Annotated in this window: 12 protein-coding genes, 2 tRNA genes and 2 rRNA genes; 10 read left to right on the forward strand and 6 right to left on the reverse strand. The window is 53.5% G+C overall.

The window, feature by feature from the left end:
• Positions 1–5 precede the first annotated feature (5 nt).
• Positions 6–1,487, reverse strand: a complete 1,482-nt coding sequence (locus H573_RS0113545; RefSeq protein WP_027874736.1) for a flavin-containing monooxygenase — start codon at positions 1,485–1,487, stop codon at positions 6–8.
• Between the two features lie 111 nt (positions 1,488–1,598).
• Here H573_RS0113545 and H573_RS0113550 point away from each other — a divergent pair, with 111 nt between their 5' ends.
• The gene (locus H573_RS0113550; RefSeq protein WP_027874737.1) at positions 1,599–2,276 is read left to right on the forward strand and encodes a TetR/AcrR family transcriptional regulator; all 678 of its coding nucleotides are present in this window, start codon (positions 1,599–1,601) and stop codon (positions 2,274–2,276) included.
• Here H573_RS0113550 and H573_RS0113555 read toward each other — a convergent pair.
• The 4 genes from H573_RS0113555 to H573_RS0113570 form a co-directional block, all read right to left on the reverse strand.
• Complete coding sequence (locus H573_RS0113555; RefSeq protein ID WP_154653906.1) at positions 2,254–3,270, reverse strand: 1-acyl-sn-glycerol-3-phosphate acyltransferase; 1,017 nt, start codon at positions 3,268–3,270, stop codon at positions 2,254–2,256. The two genes, H573_RS0113550 and H573_RS0113555, sit on opposite strands and share 23 nt — an antisense overlap.
• An 81-nt stretch (positions 3,271–3,351) precedes the next feature.
• Complete coding sequence (gene recQ, locus H573_RS0113560) at positions 3,352–5,469, reverse strand: DNA helicase RecQ (protein WP_027874739.1); 2,118 nt, start codon at positions 5,467–5,469, stop codon at positions 3,352–3,354.
• Positions 5,469–6,002, reverse strand: a complete 534-nt coding sequence (locus H573_RS0113565; protein ID WP_027874740.1) for a DUF2058 domain-containing protein — start codon at positions 6,000–6,002, stop codon at positions 5,469–5,471. Before H573_RS0113565 ends, recQ begins: the two co-directional genes overlap by 1 nt.
• A gap of 67 nt (positions 6,003–6,069) precedes the next feature.
• Positions 6,070–7,284 (reverse strand): BaiN/RdsA family NAD(P)/FAD-dependent oxidoreductase, encoded by a 1,215-nt coding sequence (locus H573_RS0113570; RefSeq protein WP_027874741.1) that lies wholly within the window; start codon positions 7,282–7,284, stop codon positions 6,070–6,072.
• A 200-nt stretch (positions 7,285–7,484) separates the two neighbouring features.
• Here H573_RS0113570 and H573_RS18310 point away from each other — a divergent pair, with 200 nt between their 5' ends.
• The gene (locus tag H573_RS18310; RefSeq protein WP_051171314.1) at positions 7,485–10,049 is read left to right on the forward strand and encodes a methyl-accepting chemotaxis protein; all 2,565 of its coding nucleotides are present in this window, start codon (positions 7,485–7,487) and stop codon (positions 10,047–10,049) included.
• A 77-nt stretch (positions 10,050–10,126) separates the two neighbouring features.
• Here H573_RS18310 and ilvC read toward each other — a convergent pair whose 3' ends face one another.
• Positions 10,127–11,602 carry a ketol-acid reductoisomerase gene (gene ilvC, locus H573_RS0113580; protein ID WP_027874742.1) on the reverse strand — a complete coding sequence of 492 codons (1,476 nt, stop codon included), beginning with the start codon at positions 11,600–11,602 and terminating at the stop codon, positions 10,127–10,129.
• A gap of 130 nt (positions 11,603–11,732) precedes the next feature.
• Between ilvC and ilvY the strand changes: the two genes are divergently transcribed.
• The 8 genes from ilvY to H573_RS0113620 all read left to right on the forward strand — a co-directional run.
• On the forward strand, positions 11,733–12,644 hold the full coding sequence (gene ilvY / locus H573_RS0113585) for an HTH-type transcriptional activator IlvY (protein ID WP_027874743.1): 912 nt from the start codon (positions 11,733–11,735) through the stop codon (positions 12,642–12,644).
• A gap of 44 nt (positions 12,645–12,688) precedes the next feature.
• A complete protein-coding gene (gene pssA, locus H573_RS0113590) occupies positions 12,689–13,516 on the forward strand; it encodes a CDP-diacylglycerol--serine O-phosphatidyltransferase (protein WP_027874744.1) in 828 nt (275 codons plus the stop codon).
• A 52-nt stretch (positions 13,517–13,568) separates the two neighbouring features.
• A complete protein-coding gene (gene msrP, locus H573_RS0113595) occupies positions 13,569–14,534 on the forward strand; it encodes a protein-methionine-sulfoxide reductase catalytic subunit MsrP (RefSeq protein WP_027874745.1) in 966 nt (321 codons plus the stop codon).
• 11 nt (positions 14,535–14,545) lie between these two features.
• Entirely contained in the window at positions 14,546–15,157 is a 612-nt protein-coding gene (locus tag H573_RS0113600; RefSeq protein WP_051171315.1) for a protein-methionine-sulfoxide reductase heme-binding subunit MsrQ, read from the forward strand.
• Between the two features lie 671 nt (positions 15,158–15,828).
• Positions 15,829–17,362: ribosomal RNA gene (locus H573_RS0113605) — 16S ribosomal RNA — on the forward strand.
• A 160-nt stretch (positions 17,363–17,522) separates the two neighbouring features.
• A tRNA-Ile gene (locus tag H573_RS0113610) sits at positions 17,523–17,599 on the forward strand.
• Between the two features lie 53 nt (positions 17,600–17,652).
• Positions 17,653–17,728, forward strand: a tRNA-Ala gene (locus H573_RS0113615).
• Positions 17,729–17,980: 252 nt separating this feature from the next.
• Positions 17,981–19,520 (forward strand): 23S ribosomal RNA (locus H573_RS0113620); the annotation flags it as partial.

A 19,520-nucleotide genomic window follows, 5' to 3' on the forward strand; every position in this document is an offset into this window, starting at 1 on the left:
GTTGCCTAAGAAAGTTGGTGGTCGTTGGGGCGGAAATTCCGTGTCCAGCGTCGATACGTAAAACTGAATCCCGGGAACATGGCGATGACATGGCCACTTTTACTCTGATACCAGCTGTTGCAGCCGCCGGACTTCCATACGGTGCGCTCCATTTCGCTGTGAATGTGCTCGGTGTAGCGTTTCTCCGCGTCGCGATTGACCTCGATAGTCTTACTATCGCTGCGTTGAACAGCGCGAATACTGTTCATGATGTAGTCCATCTGCGCCTCGATGATCACAATAGCCGAGGTGTGGCCGATGCCGGTATTCGGCCCTGTCACCACAAATAAATTCGGGAAGCCGGGCATACTGGTGCCGAGGTACGCCCGTGGGAACTCCGACCATGCCGACTGCAAGGTTTGGCCGCCACGGCCTTCAACGGAGTATGAGATAACACCGTCAGTGGCATCGTAGCCGGTGGAGTAGACGATCAAATCCAGATCCAGATCCAGGTCTTGGCCCTGCTGCGTGCGAATACCGCGCTCGGTGATCTCGGCAATGCCGTCTTCGTTGCTGTGAAGCGTGACGTTATCGCGGCAGTAGGCGGGGTAGAGGGTATCTGACAAGATGATACGTTTGCAGCCGATGGTGTAGTCCGGCGTTACTTTAGCGCGAAGCTCAGGGTCAGCAATCTGTTTGTTAATGTGCTTGAGAGCACGGCGTTTGGCGAGAATATTCAGCATGGCTTCTGAGTATTTAAAGCCAATAACGCGGCTCTCCAGTGCCCAATATACGGCTTGGCGAAGTAGCTTGTACCCCCAGCGGCGCCGCAGAATTGCGCGCTGCCAAGGTTTGAATCGATAGTCTGGGCGTGGAATCACCCAGTGGGGACTGCGTTGGAAGACATGCAATTGCGCAACGTCTTCTGCGATAGCGGGAATCACTTGTGCTGCACTGGCACCACTGCCAATAATTGCCACCTTTTTACCGCGGTAGTCGTAATTGTGATCCCAATTATTGGTGTGGAAGCTGTGCCCCTCGAAGCGCTCGCGACCTTTGAAAGCTGGAATAACCGGGGTGCTTAGCGGGCCGGAGGCGTTAATGATAAATTGCGCCAGAAAGCGGCGGCCATCCTCACAACTCACCTGCCACTGCTGTGACGCTTCCTGCCAGCGAATACTGCTGACATTGCAACCAGTGCGTGTTTTCTCTCTGAGACGGTGTTTATCGATGACGTGATTGGTATAGCGTTGTAGCTCGTCACCGTCGGCAAACATCTGTGACCAGTCGTAGGGCTCTGAGGCGATGGAGTAGAGCGCTGATTGCACATCTACCGCGGCGCCGGGGTAGGTATTCTGGCACCACGTGCCGCCCATAAAGTCGCGCCGTTCGAGGATGACGTAGTCATCGATACCATTTTTCTTCAGGTTTATTGCCGCGCACTGCCCCCCGAAGCCACTGCCAATAATCACAACCTGGTGGCGGCTTGCCTGCTGTTGTTCACTCATCGTTGTTTTTCCTATCTGTGAGCAGCCCATTCGGCTATATCTGATGACAAGTGTCTTCACTTTACTTTTGACGACACGTGATGTCAAATTGCTGTCATGGCAAATGACAGTGTGAAAACAGTTGCTGAAAATGCGACCGGTGGCCGGGTGTACGGCGGTGTAAATGCTGAGGAGAGGCGGGCTGCTCGGCGGCAGCAATTCCTCGAAGCAGGGTTAGAAATCTTTGGCAGTGAGGGGTTTCGCGCTGCGACGGTGCGCAAATTGTGTCGCCAAGCAAAATTAACCGATCGCTACTTTTACGAAAGTTTTGACAATTTACAGGCGCTATTAACCGAAGTGTACGAGCTTCATATGGGGCAGATACGCCAGCGCATTTACGACAGTGTGATGAATGCGCCGTCTGGCATGTCGGTAAGGCAGCTTGTTGAGCGAATGCTGGACGCCTACTTCACCGCGCTGGAAGATCCCCGCGTCGCGCGCGTATGTATGGTGGAGTTAGAGGGAATCAGCCCTGAAGTTGAGCAGTTGTACCATGGTTACATAATGTCATTTTCAGACTTAATTCTGGAGTTGGCTCGTTACGTCTACCCTCAGTGGCAGCTCGACGACGAGGAAGCGCTGATGCTGGGTATGTCGCTGGTTGGCGCCATGCGGCAGGCGGCAACGCACTGGTTGCGCAGCGATTATGCCATTGCAAAAGGGACCGTGGTGCGCGCCGCGGTGCGTTTAGTGATGGGGCTTATCGAGAATATTGCTGCCGAGCAGGCTAGCCCACACCGCGATGCATAGCATCGACTTCATCTTGCATTCTATGCCATTGGTTTATGAGTAGCTCGCGTCGGCCAGCGTCATCGGCAGGAATGCTACTAGCGGGTATGCGCCAGAACTTGAGTTTAACGGTGGTATCCATCCAGCCGCCGTTGAACAAACTGGCGAAGCTGGATGACTTCTCGAAGCCACTATGCGCAAAAAACACGAGGTCTTTGTCCGGGGCGCCGGCCATCAGTGCCAGTGCGCCGGCGGGCCGAATAGGCAAGAGGTGGCTCCACTGCTCGGCATTTCGCAGGGCTTTCTGATCGTTCTTTTTTTGAAAGGATTCAAGCAGCCGCTGGCGCTTGGCCGTCGAAAACCGCGTTCCTTCCATATAAATAATCAGCGTCTCTTGCTCGGAGGCACTGGCGGCCAAGGTGCTCAGAGCGCTGAGTTCGGGTCCCATGTCCTCGGCTACGCGGTTTAGGAAGGCGTTCGGTAGGCGGTTACCCACGATATCCAGGCAGGGGTCCATGAGCAGCTCGCGTTTTAAAACATAGCGCACGCGAAAAGCCTTCGGTATTGCATAAAAAGACATGGGCAATACCGTGTCGCCAATACTTGTATGCCGTGGCAGCAGTATCGCGGCGTTGCCTTCCAGGGCCTCCTGGCCGGCGATTTCGAAACGCAGGCGAAACAGGCGTTCTGCGCCGCGTCGCAAGGTGTCTGCCCACCAGTATTGCAGTGCGCTGTTGGCGCGTAAGTAGCCCTCGGACTGGGTGTTAGCGGTTATGGCGTAGCGTATCCACAGCCAAGTGCTGGCGATAATGCCAGCGACCTCGCAGAAGAGAAACAGGCTAATAAATGTAAGGCAACGCAGGCCCGACCGGCTTGCGGGAAAGATCCAACCGAGTAGCCAAAAGAGTGGCACCCATATGACGGCGGTGGCGAGCATCAGTGCGGCGAAAGTCGTGATAAGCAAAATGGAGAGGAGCCGGCGGGGAAGGGTGTGTTGGCTAAGCCAGGAAACCAAGGTGAGATCCTCTCTGTGATACAAATTGCGAAACCGTGTAATACGCAGTATAGGCAATGATGGATCTTGTTGGCAGTTGGCTTAACTGGCGGCGCGTACACACTCCAAAATGCCGTAGTCGTATTCGCCGCCAAGGGCCTCGTAGACCGGCTTTAGGCGCTTGTCTTCGCTGTGTTCGAAGGCAAAGCGAATTTCCTGCAGTTCGGCCTCGTCGAGGGCGACCACATCAGCGAGCTCCAATTCGCCCTCGCGGATGGCCTTTGCCAAGTGGCGGTATACGGTTGCGGTGGTGAGTTCTCTGCGGTGGGCGATTTCCAATGGGGTCATGCCCTGGCAGAGCAGAAGTACTGTCTCGGCATTGCTGTCACTGGGTTGGGGTTGGCTGCCAATATTCTCGTGAATAACCTCGAGAAAACTGTCTCCGTAGGCGTCGAGCTTGCGCTCGCCAATCCCGGAGATGCGTGCGAGTTGTTCACGGTTTTGCGGCTGCCTCTCCGCCATTTCAGCCAGTGTTGCGTCGTGAAAGATAACGTAGGCGGGAACGCCCTGCTCGTCGGCCAGTTGTTTGCGATGAGCGCGTAAAGCCTCCCACAGTTGGCTGTGGGCGGTATTGGCGAAGTTGCTGGAGCGTGTCTTACCGGCGCTCACCTTCGCTAACTTGCGCAAGGTTAAGGTTTGCTCGCCGCGCAGAACCGGTCTGGCGCCTTGGCTGAGTTGCACGCTGCCATGGCCATCCAGATCTACGCTAAGCAGGCGCCTAGCGATAAGCTGACGAAACAGGCCTCGCCATTGGCTGGTATTTAGCTCCTTGCCGATACCGAAAACCTTGAGTTTGTCGTGCCCGAATTGCTGGATGCGGCTATTGGCCTTACCTTGCAAAACGTCTACCAGATAATTTACGCCAAAGCGCTGGCCGGTCCGGTAGGCGCAGGATAGTGCTTTCTGCGCGGCAACGGTGGCATCCCATGTTTCCGGTGGTGATAGACAGTTGTCGCAATTGCCACAGGGCTTGTCCAGCTTGTCGCCAAAATAGTGCAGCAGGGCCTGCCGGCGACAGCTTTCCTGTTCGCAAAGCCCAAGCATGGCATCTAATTTGTGCCGCTCTATGCGTTTGTAGCTGTCATCGGCATCGGAACTTTCCTGCATTTGGCGCAGCGTGATGACATCCTGCAGGCCGTAGAGCATCCAGGCATCAGAGGGTAGGCCATCGCGCCCGGCGCGGCCGGTTTCCTGGTAATAGGCCTCGATGCTTTTGGGCAGGTTAAGGTGGGCAACAAACCTCACATCGGGTTTGTCGATACCCATGCCAAACGCGATGGTGGCCACGATAATTATGCCGTCTTCGCGTAAAAATCGGCTTTGGTTTTGTTGGCGAGTCTCGTTGGAGAGACCCGCATGATAGGGCAGGGCCCTAAGTCCTTTCTCACTGAGCCACTTTGCGGTGTCGTCGACACGTTTGCGTGATAAACAGTACACAATGCCGGCCTCGCCTTCGTGCTCATTGCGTATAAAGCGCAACAATTGCTCTCGGGCATTGCCATTATTTTCTGCGATGCGGTAGCGGATATTCGGGCGGTCAAAACCATTGTTGAAGACGCGTGCCTGTTCTAAGCCGAGACGCTGAATAATTTCCTGTTGGGTGCGCTCGTCGGCCGTTGCGGTTAAGGCGATGCGTGGCACGTCGGGGAAATGCTGATGAAGGATCGAAAGCTGGATGTACTCGGGGCGGAAGTCGTGCCCCCATTGGGATACACAGTGAGCTTCATCGATGGCGAATAAGGCGATCCGCACTTGCGAAAGCAAGTTCTGCATGCGCGGCATCATCAATCTTTCTGGGGCGATGTAAAGCAGGTCGAGTTCGCCGCGTGTTAACTGCTGCTCGACGTCGCGTACGGCCATACCGTCTAGCGCAGAGTTCAGGCAGGCCGCGCGAATGCCGTTTTGCTGCAGGGCATCAACTTGGTCTTGCATCAGCGCAATTAAAGGCGAGATCACGATAGCGGTGCCGCTGCGGATCAATGCCGGGATTTGAAAGCACAGTGATTTACCGCCGCCGGTGGGCATTAACACCAGCGCATCACCGCCGTCGATCAGGTGCTCAACAATCTCTGCCTGGTGGTTGCGAAAGTCCGAATAGCCGAATACCGATTGCAATACCTGTCGGGCATTGTCATGAGTGCATAGAGGGGTGTTTATCATTACCACATCAGGTCGTCAGGGATTTGGTAATCGGCGTAGGGATCGTCTTCCTCTGGCTGGTCGGTAGACTTGTCATTGTGCAGGACGATCACGCTGGCATCGCGTTGTTTAATTTTATCGGCGATGGCAGCAGGCACGAGCTCAAAGCTGTCCCGGACCTTGACGATGGCAAGCAGGCCTTTTACCAGTTGCTCCTGCAGAGCATTGGTGACGTAAATGCGCTTGATCTTCTTGCCATCGGTAAATTGGTAGGCGATATCGCCCTGTTTGCGATCGACCTTATTGATGTCGACTAACTGCAAAATTTGCGCATAAATAGCCTTTTTCTCCGCTTCGGCTTGGCGCTGGCGATTTATCTCGCGGTCGCGCTCGGCCTTTTCTGCCAGTGCGCGTTGCGCGGCGAGCTTGCCCTCATCGACCTGAGGCTTACCCTTGTTGGCTTTTTTGGCCTTGCGCTGCTCCTGCTTAATTTTTTTGGCTTTCTTTTCGTCGGCGATGCCTGCCTTAAGTAGCTGTTCTTGCAGCGATGCCATGCTGGGCCTCAAGCGTTGGGTAGAGAGGACGGTATTCTATCCTGTATTGCGCTGTGCTTCGAACACCCTAAACGTGTAATCCTGCGACATAACCTGAGGACCAGGCCCATTGAAAGTTAAAACCACCCAGCCAGCCGGTGACATCGAGGACTTCGCCGACAAAGTACAGCCCAGGCTGTGACGTTGCCTCCATGGTTTTGGAGCTGATGCCATCGGTATCAACGCCACCCAAGGTGACTTCTGCTGTCCGGTAGCCCTCGGTTGCAGAGGGCTTGACGACCCAGTTGTTCAGCTGTGCGGCGATGCGTCGCAGCAATTTCTCGCTGAGCCCGGCCATAGGGGTATCGGCGTTTTCGGGCCACCACAGGGTCTGACATTCGTGCACCAAGCCTTTCGCCAAGCGTTGCCCCAAGACACTGCGCAATAGTGATTTAGGCTGTTGTGACTTCGCCTCAATGAGCCATTGCTCGGCATTGATATCTGGTAGCAGGTCGATGTGAAGGGTGTCACCGGGGTGCCAATAGTTGGAGATTTGTAGCATTACCGGGCCGCTTAGGCCGCGGTGAGTGAACAGTAAATTTTCGCGAAAGGTCTGGTCATTACATGTTGCTGAGACATCAACAGCCAGGCCCGCCAAGCGTTCGCACAGCGCTTTGCTCTGGTCGCTAAACATAAAGGGCACCAGGCCCGCTCTGCGCGGTGTCACGCCAAGGCCAAATTGCTCTGCGAGTTGATAACCAACGCCACTGCCACCCAAGGTGGGTATCGAAAGTCCGCCCGTTGCCACAACAAGTGACTGGCAGTGCAGAGACAGAGCGGTGGTATCCTGATGGATATGCAATTGGTAGCCCGCGCTCCCCTCTATGGCTTGAACGCCATCCAGCTGGATTTTGCAGCGAATCTCAACACCCGCTTGCGAACACTCCTCAAGGAGCATGTTCAGGATATCTTTGGCAGAGTTCAGGCAAAAAAGCTGGCTGTGTTTGCGCTCCTCATAGGCGACGCCGTGCCGCTCGACCATGCCGATAAAATCCCAGGCACTGTAGCGTTTTAAGGCCGATTTACAAAAGTGCCGATTCTTCGAGATGAAGTTGTTTGCATCGACGAAGTAATTGGTGAAATTGCAGCGGCCGCCGCCGGACATCAGGATTTTTTTGCCGACCTTGTTTGCGCGTTCAAGCAGCAACACTCGGCGTCCGCGCTGGGCGGCTGTGAAAGCGCAAAGGAGGCCCGAGGCACCACCGCCAAGGACGATAACATCGTAATTTTGCGCGTTTTGCATAATTGCTGAGAGGCCGTTGAAAACGCTGAATTATCGCAGATATCCACGGTGATTGGGGGGACTCTTATCGAATTATCCGCTGGCGGCTTGCGCGCGGACTTTACGTATAGGCAGTCGCTGGATTTTTAACCACACTCGACAAGAAATTAATGCTACTGCTTTCCCTGAAACACCTATATAAATAATCAGGACGCATTGTCATGGCCCCCTCAGCACCCAGTCGAGATCAGCTGCTGCAGACCCTTGCGGCGATAGAAGATTCTCAGGCCGTCATAGAGTTTGACCCCGACGGCAATATTCTACGAGCCAATCATAATTTTTTAGACGTCTCCGGATACGGCAGCGACGAGCTGAAGGGCTCACATCATCGGCTATTTGTCAGCGCTGACTATGCTGCCTCGCAGGAATACCGCGCATTCTGGCAGTCACTTCGCGACGGGCAGTCGCAGAGCGGCGAATTTTGCCGCTATGCCAAGAATGGTTCGGTATTTTGGATTCAGGCCTCGTATAACCCGGTTGTCGATGGCGAGGGTCACGTTGCGCGTATTATCAAAGTCGCGACTGATATTACCCAGCAGAAGGCGCTCGACCTCGACTACTTGGGACAGATTACGGCGATCAGTGCCAGCCAGGCAGTTATTCAGTTTGACCCCCGCGGTACCATTCTCGATGCCAACCCGTTGTTTCTGCAAACGATGGGGTACCAGCTTGAAGAGATACAAGGCCAGCATCACTCGCTGTTTGTTTCGCCTGAAACGCGGAATTCTAGTGACTATGCGCTATTTTGGCAGTCCTTGGCTCGTGGTGAGGCGCAAGTAGGCGAATATCGACGCATTGCCAAGGGTGGCCGAGTGGTGTGGATTCAAGCCTCCTACACGCCAATCAGGGATGTTCAGGGTGATGTGGTGAAGGTGGTTAAATACGCCACCGATATCACTGAGCAAAAAATAATGCACGCCGATTTCAAAGGTCAGATCGATGCAATTAATTCGGTGCAGGCGGTTATCCATTTCGATGTCGACGGAACGATAATTGACGCCAATGACAACTTTCTTGCGGTGATGGGCTATTGCCTTGACGAGGTAGTTGGCAAGCATCACGGCATATTTGTTGACCCGGCTTACCGAGCCGGTCAGGAGTACCGGCAATTTTGGCTCGACTTGGCTGAGGGGCAGGCGAAGCTCGGCGAGTTTTGTCGGCTCAATAAACGCGGTGATGATGTTTGGATTCAGGCGTCCTATACGCCCATTCGCGATGTCGATGGCAAGGTGTTCAAAATAGTGAAATATGCCAGTGACATCACTCAGCAAAAGCGCGTGAATGCCGACTATCAGGGGCAAATAGAGGGCATTTCTGTGAGCCAGGCAGTTATCGAATTTGAAGTCGATGGCACGATCTTGTCGGCGAATGATAATTTTCTTCAGGCAATGGGGTATTCGCTGGAGGAAATAAAAGGCCGGCATCACCGGCTTTTTGTTGATGGCGAGTACGCCAAGTCAGAGGATTACGCGCAGTTCTGGCGTTCTCTGGCGCAGGGGCAAGCCCGTGTTGGTGAATTCAAGCGCTTGGCGAAGGGCGGCCGTGAAATATGGATACAAGCGTCTTATACCCCGATAAAAGACCTTCGGGGGCGCGTTTTCAAAGTTGTGAAATATGCGACGGATATCACCAAGCGCAAACAGGCAATGTCAGAGGTTGCGCGACTGATCGACGCCGCCCGTCAAGGCTACCTTGATGATCGAGCGACGTTAGATGGCTTCCAGGGCGATAGCTTAGAGTTGTTGTCGAGTATTAACTTTATGCTTGATGCCATAACGCTGCCGATCAATGAGGTGGCAGACGTGATGCAGGCAGTGGCGAGCAATCAACTTACGCGCAGAGTGAAGAGTGACTTTAAGGGGCGCTTTGGTGAGCTGAAGGGCTATGTGAACTCGGCGGTTTCCCAGCTGCGAAGCTCGCTCAGCCACGTGTCGGTGGCGTCGGAACAGGTGTCGTCTGCCGCAGGTTTGATTGCGTCGAGTAGTCACTCGGTGGCCATTGGCGCGTCGCAGCAGGCGGCCTCCCTTGAGGAAACCGGACGTTCCTTAGAGAGTCTCAGTGAGGAAACGCGCAAAAATGTGGATAGCACGCGATTAGCCAAAGACCGAGCGGCGCAGACCCAGGGGCTTGCTGAGCGAGGCAGCGAGACAATGGAGAAAATGCTGGCGGCGATGACGCGAATTAAAAGTGCGACGCAAGATACACAGGATATTATCAGCGATATCAACGAGATCGCTTTTCAAACCAATTTGCTGGCTTTAAACGCGGCGGTTGAAGCTGCCCGGGCTGGAGAAGCAGGGCGTAGTTTCGCAGTGGTTGCGGAAGAAGTGAGGAACCTGGCGCTTCGCGCGAAGACGGCGGCAGATAAAACGCAGTCATTGATTGCGCAGAGCGCCGAATCTGCGGAGGATGGCGGTGCGCTGTCGAGCGAGGTCAATAGTGGTTTTTCAAACATTATTTCGGCCATTGGCCAGGTGACTGAACTGGTGAATGAAATATTCAGCTCCAGTGAGGTCCAGGCAAAGGGCATTGATGAAATCACCAAGGCAATGGCGGCAATGGACAAGGTCGTGCAATCAGCCGCTGCGGACTCTGAGGAATCTTCCAGTGCTGCCGAGCAGTTGGCTGCTCAAGCGGAAGAGCTCAATAACATGGTTGGTGATTTCGATTTGGGGAGCGCCGTTGGTGCCAAAGATGAGCGGGCGGCGATGAACGCGCCGCGCTGAGATCAACGCGATTACTAAAGCATGCAGCATAAAAAAGGGCGCCTATAGGCGCCCTCTCGTCTAAGCCTTAACGGTGTTTAGACAATTTTCTTCATCGCCGTCATGTAGCTACGCAGTTTCTGGCCAACGACCTCGACGGGGTGGTTGCGAATTTCTGCGTTAACCGCGATCAGCTCAGCGTTATCAACACCGCCATCTTTGACGTTAAGGCCTTTGCCGATAACATCAGTAGAGACCTTGCTCATAAAGTCTTGCAGCAATGGGCGGCAAGCATGGTCGAACAGGTAGCAGCCGTATTCTGCGGTATCAGAAATAACCACGTTCATCTCATACAATTTGCGACGCGCGATGGTGTTGGCGATCAGGGGCGTCTCATGCAGCGACTCGTAGTAGGCTGACTCAGGCTTCATGCCGGCAGCAACCATGCATTCGAAGGCCAGCTCAACACCGGCTTTAACCATCGCGACTAGCAAAATGCCGTGGTCGTAGAACTCTTGCTCACTGATTTCCATGTCGCCAGAGGGCGTCTTTTCAAACGCGGTTTCAGCGGTAGCGGCGCGCCAGTTCAGCAGGTTTTTGTCGTCGTTGGCCCAGTCTTCCATCATGGTTTGCGAGAAATGACCGCTGATGATGTCGTCTTGGTGCTTCTCGTACAGTGGGCGCATGATGTCTTTCAGCTCATCGGCCAAATCGAACGCTTTGATTTTGGCGGGGTTGCTGAGGCGGTCCATCATATTAGTGATGCCGCCGTGTTTCAGGCCTTCGGTAACGGTTTCCCAGCCGTACTGAATCAGCTTGGAGGCGTAGCCGGGCTCAATGCCTTCTTCAACCATTTTGTCGAAGCACAGGATCGCGCCGGTTTGCAGCATGCCGCACAAGATGGTTTGCTCGCCCATCAGGTCAGATTTAACTTCGGCAATCGGAGAAGACTCCAATACGCCAGCGCGGTCGCCGCCAGTACCCGATGCCAGCGCTTTAGCAATGGCCATGCCTTCGCCTTTGGGGTCGTTTTCACGGTGAACAGCGATGAGCGTCGGTACACCAAAGCCGCGCTTGTATTCTTCGCGAACCTCGGTACCTGGGCATTTCGGGCAGCACATAACAACGGTAATGTCTTTGCGGATTTGCATGCCTTCTTCAACGAGGTTGAAGCCGTGGGCGTAGTCGAGGCAAGCGCCTTCTTTCATCAGCGGCATTACCGCGTTGACCACGGGGGTGTGCTGCTTATCTGGGGTCAGGTTCATCACCACGTCCGCGGTGGGGATCAGCTCTTCATAAGTGCCGACGGTAAAGCCGTTCTCCGTGGCGTTTTTCCAGCTTTGGCGCTTTTCTTCGATCGCTGCTGCGCGAAGTGCGTAGGAAACATCCAGGCCGGAGTCGCGAAGGTTCAGGCCTTGGTTCAAGCCTTGGGCGCCGCAGCCAACGATAACGATTTTCTTACCTTTTAGGTAGTTGCAGCCATCTGCAAATTCGCTGCGATCCATAAAGCGGCATTTACCCAGCTCTTCGAGCTGCAGGCGCAGCGGTAAGCTGTTGAAGTAGTTCTGACCCATGGTGAGGCTCCTGATACGTGCTCGTGTAATAAAGGGGGTTTTTAGTGCGACGCACTCTACCAAGTCTTTATTGTTGCGTAAATTGATATATAGTGGAAACTGTGTTGCGTTTTTCGATATTGAGGCCGTTGTGAAAACCAAAGAGCTGGAGATCTATATTCACCTGAGCCAGTCGCTGCACTTTGGTAAAACGAGTGAGGCAATGCACCTCAGTGTTTCAGCCGTCAGCCGGGCGATACAGCGTTTGGAAGATGAAGCAGGGGTGGCCTTGTTCGAGCGGGATCGACGCAGTGTCAGATTAACACCGGCCGGCAGAGAATTCTTGCGCTACGCCGAGCAGGCGGTGTTGAGTTGGCGCTCGCTTTCTCAGCGCCTGCGGCAACAGGGGGAATCTCTGCAGGGGGAGGTCAGTCTGTTTTGTTCGGTGACCGCAGCCTACAGCGTGCTCAGTACGATTTTGGAGACTTTTCGTCAGCGCTACCCTGGCATCGACCTGAAACTGCATACCGGCGACCAAGCTGATGCGGTAGACCGTATCGCTGATGGTGGGGAAGATCTAGGTATCACTGTGAGGCCCCCGCAATTGCCAAACAAACTTGATTACCTGCCGCTGAGCCGTTCTTCGTTACAGCTATTAGTACCGAATATACCCTGCGCCGTCAGTGAACAGATTGCTGGGCATGATGGTGAGCTCAGTTCGTCCTTGCTTGATACTCTGCCATTTATTCTCCCCGAGCGCGGTGTTGCGCGCACTTTGATAGAGCAGTGGTTTCGTCGCCAGCGCCTGCGGCCCAATGTTTATGCCCAGGTGAGTGGTCACGAGGCGATTGTCAGCACGGTGGGCCTGGGTTTGGGGATCGGTGTCGTACCAAGCCTGGTGCTCGATACATCGTTCTTGCGCGACAAGGTTCGTGTGGTCGCCGTCTCGCCCGAGCTGCCCAGTATGGATATCGGTGTTGTGGTGCGCCAGCAGCGCCTGGCCGATCCGTTGGTCAAAGCGTTTTGGGACTGTGCGCAATCATCGTACCGCAACGTTATTTAATTTATCATGCACTCTTAATTGCTGTTTGAACGGACAAGGACACTATGGCTGACGAGCAAACCGAAAAGAAGTCGATGCCGGCCTTTGATAAAGAGGCGTTGCTGCTAATTGATGATCACGAAGAGGAGGTCTCTGTTGACGGCAAAACGGTGCGCAAGCGTGGCATTTATTTGCTGCCGAATTTGTTTACAACCGCGGCGCTGTTTTCGGGTTTCTTCGCCATTGTTTCGGCGATGAATGGTCGCTTTGAAGCGGCGGCCATGGCGATATTTGTGGCCATGGTTTTTGACGGCCTCGACGGCCGGGTGGCGCGCTTGATGAATGCGCAGAGCAAGTTTGGCGCGGAATACGACAGCCTTGCCGATATGGTGTCTTTCGGTGTTGCTCCGGCGCTGGTTGTTTTCAGCTGGGGCGTTTCGGAACTCGGCAAGTTCGGCTGGGCAGTCGCTTTTGTCTATGTGTCTTGTGCGGCGCTGCGGCTCGCGCGTTTTAATACCCAAATTGATACCGCCGATAAAAACTACTTCACTGGCCTGGCAAGCCCGGCAGCGGCAGCCGTCATGGCGGGGGTGGTCTGGGTTTCTGCAGAAGAGGGCTGGATCGGCGCGGCGTTGCCCATTGAGTTAGCGGCGGCTGTCGGTGTGTTAATGGCCGTCGTTGGCATGTTGATGATTATGAACGTCCGCTACAACAGCTTTAAAGGCATCGACTTCCGCGGACGCGTTCCCTTTGTGGTGATGATATTGGTTGTGCTGGCCTTCGGCCTGGTTTCGGTCGACCCCGCGCGGATACTGCTGGGGATTGTCTTGCTCTATGCCTTGTCCGGTCCCGTACAAGCGATTTATCGACGAGTAAAAGCGCCAAACGTGTAACGCTGGCGCTGTGGCTGCGTCGTATCACTAGTTATGGTTGAGGAGTGCGACGATGCTGATAAAAAAGCCGGATGATATTGCAAGCAGCGAAATTACCCCGGAGGCGGTCTACCTCCGCCGCAGAGAGTTTATGCAGGGGGCTGCAGCGATGGCGGCAATGGCCGTGGCCCCGATGGCGTTTTCTGCGCCTTCGCCGCTGTCGCACACGCCGGTGGATGCGCGGGCGGGCAATCCCTTTTATACAGGTGAAACTCAGACGCCGTTCTCAGATGCCAGCCGGTACAACAATTTCTATGAGTTCGGCACCGATAAATCTGACCCTGCGAAATACGCCAGCGCTTTGACGGTTGATCCGTGGTCAATCGACGTTGAGGGTGAGGTTGATAAGCCGGGCAAGTATGCGCTGGAAGACATTTTAAAAAGTGTCGATATAGAGGAGCGGGTATACCGCTTGCGCTGTGTAGAAGCGTGGTCAATGGTTATTCCCTGGCTCGGCTTCCCCCTTAGTGACTTAATCAGACAGTGGCAGCCAACAAGTAAAGCGAAATATATCCAGTTTGAAACCCTGTATCGTCCATCTGAAATGCGCGGACAGCGCTCTGCATTCTCAACTATCGATTGGCCGTATATTGAGGGCTTGCGGATGGATGAGGCCATGCACCCCCTCACATTAATGAGTGTGGGAATGTATGGCAGAGAATTGCCAAATCAAAACGGCGCGCCGATTCGCTTGGTGGTGCCGTGGAAGTACGGGTTTAAGAGTGTTAAGTCGATCGTAAAAATTCGCTTTACCGAGCGTCAGCCCAAAACCAGCTGGCAGGGCATTGCGCCGCGGGAGTACGGCTTCTACGCCAATGTGAACCCCAAGGTGGACCATCCGCGCTGGAGTCAGCGCTACGAACGACGCCTTCCCAGCAGCTTGTTGTCCCCCAACCGCATTCGCACGCAGATGTTTAACGGCTACGAAGAGCAGGTCGCCGGTTTGTACAAAGGTATGAACCTGCGGCGCTACTACTGAAGGTTGGGTTGATGGTTGATGTGACAGACAGGGCGCGGCAACTGCGCGGAAAGGGGTGGGATAAGCCCTTGGTGTTCGTGCTATGCCTGCTGCCGCTCGCGGCGGTGGTTTATGGTGCCGTCCTTGGTGGCTTGGGGCCCGATCCGGTTAAAGCGTTAATCGTGATGACGGGTGACTGGGCGATTCGTGCCCTGCTGGTGGTTTTTTCGGTTTCCGCGCTGCGAAGTTGGTTGGGCTGGTCACGGTTGCTGCGGTTTCGGCGTATGTTGGGCTTGTTTGCTGGTTTCTATGCCAGCCTTCACTTATTGGTTGTTGCCACCTATCTGTTTGCATGGGACTGGACCATTGTTTTGGAAGAGCTCAGCGAACGCCCCTATATCATCGCCGGCTTCGCGGCGTGGTTATTACTGCTGCCGATGGTAGTTACCTCTAACAACTATTCGATTCGTCGCCTCGGGCGCCGTTGGCGTCAACTTCACCGGCTTATTTATCCCGTCATGGGCTTGGCGTGGCTGCATGTTGTTTGGCAGGTTCGCTCTAGCTATCTGGAGGCCCTAATTTATGGGCTGCTTATCGTGGTATTGGCCCTACCGCGTTTACGGCGCTTCCAGTTCACCCGCTAATCTGCTCAAGAGCTGATCAGATTGCTGCTGTTTTGACCGTTAATTGCTGTTGTTTTGATCGATTGTCATTTTTTTGTAATTAGTTTGTTGTGGCGTGTTGACTCTGGGGTTTGGGTCTCTATAATGCGCCTCCTCGCTTACGGAGACGGGCCTTTCGAGAAGTTTGGAAGGGGTTGTTGCTGAGGTTGGCGGGGGTGGTTTCAAGGTGCTTTTGAAGCGGTTTAAAAACTTTTTCAAAAAGCGGTTGACTCTACCAGGGGCGGCTCTATAATGCGCTCCCTCGCTTGCGGAGACGGGCTTTCAGCTGAGGTTGAAATTGCTGGTTGAAGAGGTAGGTGAGACGGCAAAACGGCTTTTGAAAACGCTTTAAAAACTTTTCAAAAAACGCTTGCCAAACAGGACGAAGTATTTATAATACGCGTCCTCGCTTCGGGGATAACTTGAAGCGGATATCAAAGCCCTGGCGGTTTTGAGTTATTTAAAAAGATGAGATCAAGTAATTCGTGTGGGTACTTGTTGATGGATATTGCGACATAAATATTCAGAGATAAGTAACTCGACAATTCAAGTATTTGAAGAATCGATTAACACATCTCTGAGCCGAGATTTTGGATGGTAAAGCAGGTTTTGCGTAACTGTCCCATCATGTCGAAAGGCTGATGTAAAAGATTAAACTGAAGAGTTTGATCATGGCTCAGATTGAACGCTGGCGGCAGGCCTAACACATGCAAGTCGAACGCGAAAGCACTTCGGTGTGAGTAGAGTGGCGGACGGGTGAGTAACGCGTGGGAATCTACCTAGTAGTGGAGGATAACTCGGGGAAACTCGAGCTAATACTGCATACGCCCTACGGGGGAAAGCGGGGGATCTTCGGACCTCGTGCTATTGGATGAGCCCGCGTTAGATTAGCTTGTTGGTGAGGTAATGGCTCACCAAGGCGACGATCTATAGCTGGTCTGAGAGGATGATCAGCCACATTGGGACTGAGACACGGCCCAAACTCCTACGGGAGGCAGCAGTGGGGAATATTGCGCAATGGGCGAAAGCCTGACGCAGCCATGCCGCGTGTGTGAAGAAGGCCTTCGGGTTGTAAAGCACTTTCAATAGGGAGGAAAGGTTGTAGTTTAATACGCTGCAACTGTGACGTTACCTATAGAAGAAGGACCGGCTAACTCCGTGCCAGCAGCCGCGGTAATACGGAGGGTCCGAGCGTTAATCGGAATTACTGGGCGTAAAGCGCGCGTAGGCGGCTTTGTTAGTCAGATGTGAAAGCCCTGGGCTCAACCTAGGAACTGCATTTGATACTGCGAAGCTAGAGTATGGTAGAGGATAGTGGAATTCCAGGTGTAGCGGTGAAATGCGTAGATATCTGGAGGAACATCAGTGGCGAAGGCGACTGTCTGGACCAATACTGACGCTGAGGTGCGAAAGCGTGGGGAGCAAACAGGATTAGATACCCTGGTAGTCCACGCCGTAAACGATGTCTACTAGCCGTTGGGGAACTTGATTCTTTAGTGGCGCAGCTAACGCACTAAGTAGACCGCCTGGGGAGTACGGCCGCAAGGTTAAAACTCAAATGAATTGACGGGGGCCCGCACAAGCGGTGGAGCATGTGGTTTAATTCGATGCAACGCGAAGAACCTTACCAGGTCTTGACATCCTGCGAATTTTCTAGAGATAGATTAGTGCCTTCGGGAACGCAGTGACAGGTGCTGCATGGCTGTCGTCAGCTCGTGTCGTGAGATGTTGGGTTAAGTCCCGTAACGAGCGCAACCCTTGTCCTTAGTTGCCATCAGGTAATGCTGGGAACTCTAAGGAGACTGCCGGTGACAAACCGGAGGAAGGTGGGGACGACGTCAAGTCATCATGGCCCTTACGACCTGGGCTACACACGTGCTACAATGGGCGGTACAGAGGGCTGCAAACTCGCGAGAGCAAGCCAATCCCTTAAAACCGTTCGTAGTCCGGATTGGAGTCTGCAACTCGACTCCATGAAGTCGGAATCGCTAGTAATCGCGAATCAGAATGTCGCGGTGAATACGTTCCCGGGCCTTGTACACACCGCCCGTCACACCATGGGAGTGGATTGCACCAGAAGTGGATAGTCTAACCTTCGGGGGGACGTTCACCACGGTGTGGTTCATGACTGGGGTGAAGTCGTAACAAGGTAGCCCTAGGGGAACCTGGGGCTGGATCACCTCCTTAACTTGAGCGCAAGAAGTTGGCAAGTGCTCACACGAATTACTTAGATCTCAATTGATTGAAAGCGATAATTTCACGGGCCACTGGGTTACGTGATAAAGCCCTCTGCATGAGAATGCAGAATTGCTTGGTTCAGCTGTTGATTAGCTGGATATGCAAGATTGGGTCTGTAGCTCAGGTGGTTAGAGCGCACCCCTGATAAGGGTGAGGTCGGAGGTTCAAGTCCTCCCAGACCCACCACTATCTCGCGGCATTTACTGAAAAGTAAGCGGGGTAGAGTTGGGCATTGACATGGGGCTATAGCTCAGCTGGGAGAGCGCCTGCCTTGCACGCAGGAGGTCTGCGGTTCGATCCCGCATAGCTCCACCACTTCCCACTTTGGGAAGGGTGACCAGATTATCGCCAAGAAGTCAGAAAGAAAAGCTTTTGCATGGTATGTGAAGAGTTTTTGTTTCTGGTTTTTACAATCAGATGTTCTTTAACAAGGTAAATAAGCTGAAATAAACACTGTTTTCTCAAGTGTTGTAATAATCCGGCGAAAACTGATTACGCAGCAAGTCGCGTGTAATCAGATAGCAGTTTCTTGATTGATATAACGATGGCTAGTCTATTTGCTTATATGGTCAAGCGACTAAGCGCATACGGTGGATGCCTTGGCAATTGGAGGCGATGAAGGACGTTGGAGCCTGCGAAAAGCTCTGGGGAGGTGGCAACCAACCTTTGATCCAGAGATGTCCGAATGGGGAAACCCACCTAACATAAGTTAGGTATCTCTTGACTGAATACATAGGTCTTGAGAGGCGAACCAGGGGAACTGAAACATCTAAGTACCCTGAGGAAAAGAAATCAAACGAGATTCTCTTAGTAGCGGCGAGCGAACGGGGATCAGCCAGCAAGTGATAGCTTTTGTGTTAGTGGAACGGTCTGGAAAGTCCGGCGATACAGGGTGATAGCCCCGTACACGAAAACACAATTGTGGTACTAAGCTTGCGATAAGTAGGTCGGGACACGTGTTATCTTGACTGAAGATAGGGGGACCATCCTCTAAGGCTAAATACTACCAATTGACCGATAGTGAACCAGTACCGTGAGGGAAAGGCGAAAAGAACCCCGGAGAGGGGAGTGAAATAGATCCTGAAACCGTATGCGTACAAGCAGTAGGAGCAGACTTGTTCTGTGACTGCGTACCTTTTGTATAATGGGTCAGCGACTTAATGTCAGTAGCGAGCTTAACCGTATAGGGGAGGCGTAGGGAAACCGAGTCTTAATAGGGCGAATTAGTTGCTGGCATTAGACCCGAAACCCGGTGATCTATCCATGGCCAGGTTGAAGATGCCGTAACAGGCATTGGAGGACCGAACCCACAAATGTTGAAAAATTTGGGGATGAGCTGTGGATCGGAGTGAAAGGCTAATCAAACCGGGAGATAGCTGGTTCTCCTCGAAATCTATTTAGGTAGAGCGTCGTGTCTTACCCTGGGGGGTAGAGCACTGTTTGGGCTAGGGGGTCATCCCGACTTACCAACCCCATGCAAACTCCGAATACCCAGGAGTACAATCACGGCAGACAGACAGCGGGTGCTAACGTCCGTTGTCAAGAGGGAAACAACCCAGACCGCCAGCTAAGGTCCCAAATCTACGTTAAGTGGGAAACGATGTGGGAAGGCTCAGACAGCTAGGAGGTTGGCTTAGAAGCAGCCATCCTTTAAAGAAAGCGTAATAGCTCACTAGTCGAGTCGGCCTGCGCGGAAGATTTAACGGGGCTAAACGTAGAACCGAAGCTGCGGATGCACCTAGTGCATGGTAGAGGAGCGTTCTGTACGCCTGCGAAGGTGAGTCGAGAGGCTTGCTGGAGGTATCAGAAGTGCGAATGCTGACATGAGTAACGACAAAGGGGGGGAAAAACCCCCTCGCCGGAAGACCAAGGTTTCCTGCCCCATGCTAATCAGGGCAGGGTTAGTCGGCCCCTAAGGTGAGGCTGAAAAGCGTAATCGATGGGAAACGGGTTAATATTCCCGTACTTGTTATAACTGCGATGGAGGGACGGAGTAGGCTAGGCGATCGCGGCGTTGGTTGTCCGCGTTTAAGCTAGTAGGCTGAGGACTTAGGCAAATCCGGGTCCTTAAGGCTGAGAGGTGATGACGAGCTCTCTTTTGAGCGAA

It is taken from the genome of Neomelitea salexigens DSM 19753, from assembly GCF_000422345.1.
Lineage (GTDB): Bacteria > Pseudomonadota > Gammaproteobacteria > Pseudomonadales > Spongiibacteraceae > Spongiibacter > Spongiibacter marinus_A.

Bases quoted from the DNA above. Each gene is read 5' to 3' on its own strand.
- H573_RS0113600 (WP_051171315.1), top strand. From the start codon at position 14,546: ATGGTTGATGTGACAGACAGGGCGCGGCAACTGCGCGGAAAGGGGTGG.
- H573_RS0113565 (WP_027874740.1), bottom strand. From the start codon at position 6,002: ATGGCATCGCTGCAAGAACAGCTACTTAAGGCAGGCATCGCCGACGAA.
- H573_RS0113570 (WP_027874741.1), bottom strand. From the start codon at position 7,284: ATGCAAAACGCGCAAAATTACGATGTTATCGTCCTTGGCGGTGGTGCC.
- H573_RS18310 (WP_051171314.1), top strand. From the start codon at position 7,485: ATGGCCCCCTCAGCACCCAGTCGAGATCAGCTGCTGCAGACCCTTGCG.
- ilvC (WP_027874742.1), bottom strand. From the start codon at position 11,602: ATGGGTCAGAACTACTTCAACAGCTTACCGCTGCGCCTGCAGCTCGAA.
- recQ (WP_027874739.1), bottom strand. From the start codon at position 5,469: ATGATAAACACCCCTCTATGCACTCATGACAATGCCCGACAGGTATTG.
- H573_RS0113545 (WP_027874736.1), bottom strand. From the start codon at position 1,487: ATGAGTGAACAACAGCAGGCAAGCCGCCACCAGGTTGTGATTATTGGC.
- msrP (WP_027874745.1), top strand. From the start codon at position 13,569: ATGCTGATAAAAAAGCCGGATGATATTGCAAGCAGCGAAATTACCCCG.
- pssA (WP_027874744.1), top strand. From the start codon at position 12,689: ATGGCTGACGAGCAAACCGAAAAGAAGTCGATGCCGGCCTTTGATAAA.